Here is a 6683-nt window from a genome sequence, read left to right as displayed (position 1 = left end):
CACTCAAACCGGGATGGAAATAAAAATTATTAAAATCAATACAATGTGAAAATGCAATGAGCATAAGCGTGTAACGTAGGTTTACTGTCTCATACAACAAACCCACCAATAATTCAAGACGTCCTCCACGGGGCGCTTACGTAAATAGCGTGACACCCGCTATTACATGTCAGAAATAAGGGACGTTATCTGTAAGCTAGTGGGAAATGCTTTCTCAGACCGCACTTTTAGCCACATCAACTTATGCGCATGATGTTACATTACTTTAACAAAATACGCTCATTTTTTGCGCATATTTAATAACCTTTGTTTATAACCTGGATGATTGCAAGCTTAAAGTTTCATTAATAATCATTATTAAACCATTAGTACATTTCGTTACTAGTGTATGCTTAGCTTCGTCATAAGCATCACAGTCCGAGATAGATGAAGCGTTATATGAGAAATAAAGCGATGAAAACCAAAACGGCGTTACCTTTTAATGGCGGTGCTTTCCGCATTGTCTTTCGGCGCATTCGCCGCGGATTCCATCTCGCTGCAGCAGGTTCAAGATTTGCAGCCCATGGGCAGCGTTAGCGTCAGCGGTATCGACGGTGCGCCAAGCGACATCCATCAGGCGCTGAATCAGGCGGCCGACGCGAAGGGCGCCCGCGCCTACCACGTAACCGAAGCCTATGAACACGGCAACTGGCACGCCACCGCCCAGCTTTACAAGTAAGTCAGTTCGCCAGAACCGGGACAGCTGCTCGCGGCAGCGCCTGGCAGATCAGCGCCACCCGGCGGGCATGCTTTTTTGGCAGCACTATGCAATGTGTCATGTTGTAAAACACTCTCTGTAACCCACATCATTTCGCGGCGACCCTCAGTTAATCCTGTGTCCGGAATTAACCCATCGCGATTTGATGATTCCCTCATCGTCTAGCAGACGATTTTCCCCCGCTCGCGGGGGTTTTTTTGCCCTGGCGCATGGCGTTAACCTTCCGCGCCGCGAGAAAGCGTTGCCTCGGCCAAACGCCCTCAGCCCTGGCGCGCGGCTCTTTGCGCCAGCTGATCCAGCAGCTTGGCATGGATGCCGCCAAAACCGCCGTTGCTCATCACCAGGATGAAATCTCCCGGCGGCACGGTTTTCACGATCATCTCCACCAGCGTATCGACATCGGCGCTGCAGTGCGCAGGTTGCACGCAGGCCTCCGCCACTTCGCTCACCTGCCAGGGAATATGCTGCGGCTGATACAGAAACACCTCGTCAGCGCGGCCGAGTGACGGCGCCAACTCATTTTTGGATAGCCCCATTTTCATGGTGTTGGAACGGGGCTCCAGTACCGCTAGAATCCGCGCCGTGCCGCCTACTTTGCTGCGCAACGCCGCAAGCGTCGCCAGGATAGCGGTGGGATGATGGGCAAAATCATCGTAAACCGTCACGCCGTTGGCGGTACCTTTAAGCTCCAGCCGCCGGCGGGCATTGATAAAGCGGTCCAGCGCCCGTCAGGCGTCCGCCGGCTGCACGCCGACATGGCGAACAGCGGCGATAGCCATCAGGGCGTTATGCATATTATGCTCGCCCACCAGTTGCCAACTGACCGCGCCAACGGGCTCATCGTGCAAATACACCTCGAAACCGCTAGCGTCCGGGGTGGTTTTTTTCGCGCGCCATGCGCCTTCCTCGCCGGCGTATTCCGTTTCGCTCCAGCATCCCATTGCCAAGGTGTGTTTAAGATTGGCGTCATTATCCGGCAAAATAATTTTCTCTTTGCCGGGCTCCAGCCGGATCAGATGATGGAACTGCTTTTGGATCGCTTTGAGATCATCAAAAATATCGGCGTGGTCGAATTCCAGGTTATTCAGAACAAGGGTGCGTGGACAGTAATGAACGAACTTGGACCGTTTATCGAAAAAGGCGCAATCGTATTCATCCGCCTCCACCACGAAGAACGGGCCGTCGCCAAGCCGGGCGGAGACGGTGAAATTGCCCGGTACGCCGCCAATCACGAAGCCCGGTTGATAGCCACACTCCTCCAAGATCCAGGCGACCATGCCTGCGGTGGTGGTCTTGCCGTGGGTGCCGGCAACGGCGATCACCCAGCGCTGCGCCAGCACGTGATCGTGCAACCACTGCGGGCCGGACACATAAGGGATGCCGCGCTCCAACACCGCTTCCACGCAGGGATTGCCCCACAACATGGCGTTGCCGATAATGACCCAATCCGGCGCGGGATCGAGCTGCGTCGGATCGTAACCCTGAATCAGACGTAAGCGCCCCGTGGAGGACGTCTTGAATTATTGGTGGGTTTGTTGTATGRGACAGTAAACCTACGTTACACGCTTATGCTCATTGCATTTTCACATTGTATTGATTTTAATAACTTTTATTTCCATCCCGATTTGAGTGATATGAAATTAGTGGTTCTGAAGTTTGTGATAGTGTCCAYTWAAATTTTAATGGACACTATCACAAACTTCAGAACCACTAATTTTATATCACTCAAACCGGGATGGAAATAAAAGTTATTAAAATCAATACAATGTGAAAATGCAATGAGCATAAGCGTGTAACGTAGGTTTACTGTCTCATACAACAAACCCACCAATAATTCAAGACGTCCTCCACGGGGCGCTTATTCCAGGTGGTTGACAAGAATATCCCACATCGACTTTTCCCCGAAGCGCTGCTGATAGGCTAAATACCCTTCCGCGTCCTTAAAGTGGATTTGCCTTTCAGCGTTGCCACGATTGGCGCGCGCGCCAGACAGGCGTAGCCCCGAATCACCGAGTTTGTTCATGCCGCCGGTGGCAATGGTCTTGTAAGCATGACCAAGAAAATCGACGACATCCTTATCGCTCATCAGCTCACCGTTCTCTTTTACGTACTTATTGCGGTCAAGCTTCCCTAGCACAAACCCGATCCAGTCGGATTGCGTGGCTTTACCTACCTTTTCCATAGAATGGTGTTGCGGCAAGCCCCAATCTTCCAGATAACCGATATCGCCTCCGGCATCGTTAAAGCGACGCCGCAACAGCTCGGAAACGTTTTTCCACGCTTCCGCGCCTTTCTTCGCTCTGGCGTTGCCGGTATCCTACCCGCGCATTTCGTAGACCAGATCGCGCACCCCTTGCGTATCCTCAAAAAGCTGAAAGAAACACGGGTCAATGGCGCTGAATAATTCGTCCAGTTGGCTTAAGGCATAATCCCGCGTCGCCTTGGTGCGGGATTCCACCGATAAAAAATGGGCTTTGCCATCAGCGTGAAATGCAATCGTTCGGTTCAGGGCTTCCAGCTTGCCGCCTTTTCCCTTATAGCCAGCGATAAAGTTATCCAACCGCTGGCGCGCCGCTATCGTCAACGCCACCCGCCGCTTTTTCAGCGTGGCCTCGCGTTCTAACTCTTCCGCCGCCATTTGTCCCGCGCGCTGCATCCGCTCTGACTCGCTTAAACTCCGCCATGATGTCGGGTCGTTACGCGCCAAATGGCGCATATTTTTCACTATGCGATCTTCAATCTCCTGAATCTCTGCTGAGGTCAACGTGCGTTTCGACGCCGCGGTGATCGCCTGTATACATTCCTGTCGCATTCTACGCTCTCCCAAGGAAGCAGTTCACCGCCACATCAAATAAACCGGCGTCGTGCTTAGCGTTTTCGACATCCTTATTGGCTTGTGCCAACAAGTCCGCTGCCCTTACCACCGTAACACTGTCGTCATGATCCACGACATGCACCTCAAGATCGGGATTTTCCATCACGGCGCGCTCTGCATGCCGGAAATCATACTCATCACCCGCGGTGTCGTTACCGCGGGCCAGACGTTCCCCCCCGTGGCTAACTGGTCCTGCCTCACCTGTTCCGCTGCCGTGGTGGCTTCCCCCCTAAGCCCTAATGCCTCACGCACCGACTGCGAAGCCAGATTGACTCTTGGCGTCTTTTGCAGAAATTCCGCCCCCCTCAAGCAGCGCGCCGACATCCACGGGTTCACCTGCCAGTACGTCTGCCATCGCCTTATTCATCACCTGGGCATGGGCATTGCGGGAAAGCACGCTGACAGGCAACCCCGGCGCCGCGGTAACCTCAAAGTTAAAATGGCTGCTGCTCGTCAGCACGGCATCAATCTCTTCCGGGGAAACGCCCCTCACCGCGGCTATTGATAAAGCGCCCCAGCCCACCGAACGCAAGCCCCAGAACAGCATCGGTTGCCAGTGCCTGAGCGTCCATAACATCATACTGGCGCACCATGTCCTCGTAACCGCCGCGTCGTAGAATGTCGGCAGAGAGTCCCGCTGGGCCATGCCCATCGCGACATTGGTACCTGCCTAATAAAATAGGTCAGGCACAGCACGAGCCACGGCTCCCGCTAATGCACCCGAGGCTCCTCTGCCAACAGACAGCGCGGCACCTACCCCCTCGGCCACCGCGCCCCCTGCCCGTAGCCCCAGCGACATAGGGAGAACCGCACCTAATGCCGCCGTGCCGCCGGTGACCAGCGCCTTATCAACGGCTGTCCCGTAATCGACGCCGTCGGCTCGCGACTTTTCGTAATCGGAGAACCCTTGCAGCGTGCCCACGATTGCAGCAGCGCCCCAGGGCCCACCTATGAGGGAGCCTGCGATCGCCTGTCCGCCTATTTGCCCCAGCCAGAGAGAACAGCACTTGCCCCGCGGTTCCGGTTGTTCCCGGATCGGGCGTGAGTTCGCGGACGCTTTTTTCCGCCAGTTTTCGCTGGGCCTTGAAAAAATCGGCAGAAGAGTCACGCACGCCAAAGGTTTCGCTTACCGCTTCGGCAACGGGTGACATCACGGTATCCAGCGCCGCCCATCCCACTTGATCCGCCTGCCTTACACCAGACCAAAGTCCTTCAAAAACGGCAGTACCCGCGCCATCGAAGAAAGCTGCATCTTGCAGAGTGCCTGTGCCAATGGGATGTTCCGCGGCGTAGGCCAGCGCTTTATTTTGTTGTGTCGGGCTAAAACCGAAATAGCTCATTGAGGAATGCCCACCTCGCCAAAGCGGAGCTTTTCTGCGTCAATGTGCAACACCACCAGTCTGCCGTCTTTTCCCATAAGGAACCCGCCACCCAGCTTTACCAGATACTGACTATCGCCTTGGCTCTGTAATCCGTATCGCCCGAGCGGCGCCTTGATTCCTTCGTCCAACACTTGCTCCTTCCAAGCTACTCCTACCGCCTTATCGAACTGGCTTTCTGACATCCCCCAGGGTAACAGCACGTCCCCCTGACCTTTGTAGTTGTAAACTCCCCCGGTCGCAACGTTGATAGCCTGAGTCCAAGTGTCTTTGTCGTATTCCCCTGAGACGTTCCCCTTGCGTGCCATGACTCCAGCGTAATAATCCTTAGCGACTTCGTACGCCTGCGCTGCGCCTTCGGCATCCCCCGCAAAAGCCTTGCCTACCTTGTCGACAAACTCAGGGCGTAAATCGGTCTCTTTGGGAATCTCAATTCCGCGGGTTTTATTCTCGACTCCGTTGACGTTGGTCGTCACGCCGGCGCGAGCGTTGGCCCCCTCGATAATCGTTTTTACTGCATCATCCGGGGTGACCATTAAATCGGAGCCCCACCACCAAACTCCCTCATTCCCTATTACGTTACCCCTCTTTCCCATGATGGCACCGGCAACCGCCGCCGACGGCGCGTAGCTGCTCACCTGCTGTAACGCGGCTGAGTACTGCGCCCCAGCCCCCAGCCCCTGCCGCATCGCATCCAGATAAGCAACGGACTGTGACGCCGGCGCAGAACGCAGCATTTCGCCTATCTGAGACGCTTCCGACTGGGAAAAAATGGCTAATGGGGTGCCGTAATGCCGGGCCAGCTCAGGGGTTAAGCTCGCCCGCGCCGATAGCCCCGCGCTTAAGGAATCAGGCGTTTGCATATCGAGAGGGGCAATTTGTTTTTGTTCCGCGGCGTATTGAATAGGATCTTGCATTCGAGCTCTGTTGACGTATTCAACGGCTTTTTGCAATGTCTCATGCCGTTTAGCCGCCTCGGCGTAACCTTCTCCTGGCACGGGTTCGCGCGCATTCAGCAACGCCTGCTGCCCCACCGGTGATAACTGCTGAACCGTTGAGATATCGCTGCCTAGCTGTTGGGTATCGAGATAATTTGCATATTCTTTCTGTCCGGCATCGTAGCCGTAGTCGCGGGTAAATTCATCCGCTGTGAATTCACGGGGGTAATTCTTCCCACGTAACGCCGCCGCGGTGAAATCTTTCAGTTCACCTTCTAATTCAACACGATATTCCCGTTGCTGCTGGCTGAACTGCCCCTGCGCCACGCTGCGCAACTGGGCGAGTTGTACCGGATCTAACGTAAGCGTACGCCCAGCGCCGTATTGACAGTTATTCAGCAGGAATGGTGATGTTCCACGGCAGGAGCTCTTTGATTTTGTTGATGGGATGATCCGCGATAATCGCCAGCACATGGCGAAGATACGCTTCCGGCTCCACGCCGTTCAGTTTGCAACTGCCGATCAGCGTATACATCAGCGCCGCCCGGTCGCCGCCGCTATCCGAACCGAAGAACAGATAGTTCTTGTGACCCAGGCTTATTACCCGCAGCACGTTTTCAGCGATATTATTGTCGATCTCCGCCCAGCCATCGCCGGCGTAGTAGCACAACGCCCGCCAGTGGTTCATCAGGTAGTTGAACGCCTTTGCCGTATCGGCCTGGCGCGACAGCGTG

General features: G+C 54.9%; 6 protein-coding genes and 2 pseudogenes. 1 reads left to right on the top strand and 7 read right to left on the bottom strand.

Going from position 1 to position 6683, the window contains the following annotated elements:
• The first annotated feature begins 481 nt into the window (after positions 1-481).
• Positions 482-718, top strand: coding sequence for a YdgH/BhsA/McbA-like domain containing protein (locus ACMX3H_RS06390; protein WP_415210218.1), 237 nt, complete (start codon positions 482-484; stop codon positions 716-718).
• A 299-nt stretch (positions 719-1017) separates the two neighbouring features.
• Here the strand turns inward: ACMX3H_RS06390 and mpl are convergent.
• The 7 genes and pseudogenes from mpl to ACMX3H_RS06355 form a co-directional block, all read right to left on the bottom strand.
• Positions 1018-2247: pseudogene (mpl, locus tag ACMX3H_RS06385) on the bottom strand (UDP-N-acetylmuramate:L-alanyl-gamma-D-glutamyl-meso-diaminopimelate ligase); the annotation flags it as partial.
• Positions 2248-2618: 371 nt separating this feature from the next.
• Positions 2619-3569, bottom strand: a pseudogene (locus tag ACMX3H_RS06380) (hypothetical protein); the annotation flags it as partial.
• A gap of 1 nt (position 3570) precedes the next feature.
• Entirely contained in the window at positions 3571-3735 is a 165-nt protein-coding gene (locus ACMX3H_RS06375; protein ID WP_415210217.1) for a hypothetical protein, read from the bottom strand.
• Positions 3736-3876: 141 nt separating this feature from the next.
• Entirely contained in the window at positions 3877-4212 is a 336-nt protein-coding gene (locus tag ACMX3H_RS06370; protein WP_415210216.1) for a hypothetical protein, read from the bottom strand.
• Positions 4213-4480: 268 nt separating this feature from the next.
• Positions 4481-4972, bottom strand: coding sequence for a hypothetical protein (locus ACMX3H_RS06365; protein ID WP_415210215.1), 492 nt, complete (start codon positions 4970-4972; stop codon positions 4481-4483).
• Entirely contained in the window at positions 4969-6285 is a 1317-nt protein-coding gene (locus ACMX3H_RS06360; RefSeq protein WP_415210214.1) for a hypothetical protein, read from the bottom strand. Before ACMX3H_RS06360 ends, ACMX3H_RS06365 begins: the two co-directional genes overlap by 4 nt.
• Positions 6286-6340: 55 nt before the next feature.
• Positions 6341-6683, bottom strand: a 343-nt coding sequence (locus ACMX3H_RS06355; RefSeq protein ID WP_415210213.1) for a transposase domain-containing protein, incomplete at its 5' end; no start/stop codon positions are given.

The organism is Sodalis sp. (in: enterobacteria) (assembly GCF_047607725.1).
GTDB lineage: Bacteria > Pseudomonadota > Gammaproteobacteria > Enterobacterales > Enterobacteriaceae > JBLKSS01.
This window is presented reverse-complemented; position numbering and strand designations above follow the sequence as displayed.

Coding starts and splice junctions, on each gene's coding strand:
- ACMX3H_RS06370 (WP_415210216.1), bottom strand. CDS start 4,212: ATGATGTTATGGACGCTCAGGCACTGGCAACCGATGCTGTTCTGGGGC.
- ACMX3H_RS06390 (WP_415210218.1), top strand. CDS start 482: ATGGCGGTGCTTTCCGCATTGTCTTTCGGCGCATTCGCCGCGGATTCC.
- ACMX3H_RS06375 (WP_415210217.1), bottom strand. CDS start 3,735: ATGGAAAATCCCGATCTTGAGGTGCATGTCGTGGATCATGACGACAGT.
- ACMX3H_RS06365 (WP_415210215.1), bottom strand. CDS start 4,972: ATGAGCTATTTCGGTTTTAGCCCGACACAACAAAATAAAGCGCTGGCC.